The organism is Mycoplasmopsis cricetuli ATCC 35279 (assembly GCF_000526955.1).
Lineage (GTDB): Bacteria > Bacillota_I > Bacilli_A > Mycoplasmatales > Metamycoplasmataceae > Mycoplasmopsis > Mycoplasmopsis cricetuli.
Window position 1 is genome coordinate 1 of sequence record NZ_JAHB01000042.1, and the last position, 1,327, is coordinate 1,327.

Below are 1,327 nucleotides of genomic sequence, written 5' to 3' on the forward strand. Positions count from 1 at the left end.
AATTTTACAAAGATACAATGAAAAATTTTTAACATCATTTACATTAGAAACTTTTAATGATTACATAAATGATGTTAGAGTTAGATTTAAAAAAAGCAACAAACAAAACAAAAATCAAATTGATATTGTTTTAGTTGTAAATATGCTTTTAACTGGTTATGATTCACCTAAAACAAATACTTTATATATAAATAAATCACTAAAAAATCACAATTTAATTCAAGCATTTTCCAGAACAAATCGTATTTTTGATTTTCAAAAAAAACATGGATATATTGTTAATTTTTCACTTGAAAAAAATACCATTGATGAAGCTTTTCAAAAATATGCTGATGCCAAAGAAGATCAAATAATTGAAATAGTATATGGAAAAACTTGAGAGCAATCACTTGAAGATACAAAAAAATTTTTAAGTGATTTACATATTCAATTTGAAAAAATTTATGATATTAAAAATGATAAATTAAAAGAAAATAGTTCAATTAAAGAAAGAAGAGATTATTTAAAATTATTTTCTAATCTAGCAAGAGAATTTTCAAATTTAAAAACTTATCCTGAATACAATAACACTGAAAAAATAAAAGGATTTACTTTAGATGAATACAAACGCTTTGAAGGTTATTGTGATGATATTTATGATAGTTTGCCTGCAAATGAACAAAATAGTAGTGAATATAGAGTAATTAGCTCTTCAAATATGAATTCAGTTGATGAAATTATTAAAATAGATATTGATTATTTAAATAATTTACTTTTTCAGAAAAATGATTTAAAGGATATTTTTTTAAATGATGAATTTAAAATTGAAGACATTAAAAAATTCGAAGAAGAAAAGAAAAAAATTTTGAATAACTTTTCTTATATAAATAAAAATAAAGAAATTAATTTGCATTTAAATGAATTTTATGAGGGATATTGTTCACATATTCATGAAATATTTAATCAAAAAGAAAAATGAACTAAAAAAGATTTCAATGCAATATTAGAATTTCAAAAAAAAGAAATTACTGAAAAACTTTTGGTTCAAATGCAAGAAAATATAGTAAAAAAAATTAAACAAAATTTTCCTTTAATTAAAGAAGATGACATGGAAAAAGATTTTCTTAGCCGAATTAAAGAAGAAGATTGAACAGACATTAGTGATTCAGAATGAATACAAAATTTAATAAGACACAGCACCATTACAAGTAATGATGCACTAAAATTAAAAGAAGATTATAAAAATAAATTATTTTTTTATATTAAGTTTAAAAATAAAATAAAGTCAGAAAATCAAGGAGAAAACTAATATGTCAAATAGCACAGAATTAATTGCTGTGGTCAAAAA

The 1,327-nt window shown here is 20.7% G+C and carries 1 protein-coding gene; it reads left to right on the forward strand.

The annotated features are described in order from the left end of the window. The coding region (locus U744_RS0104075) for a type I restriction enzyme subunit R domain-containing protein (protein ID WP_025755753.1) at positions 1-1,288 on the forward strand (1,288 nt) is incomplete at its 5' end. Positions 1,289-1,327: the final 39 nt, after the last annotated feature.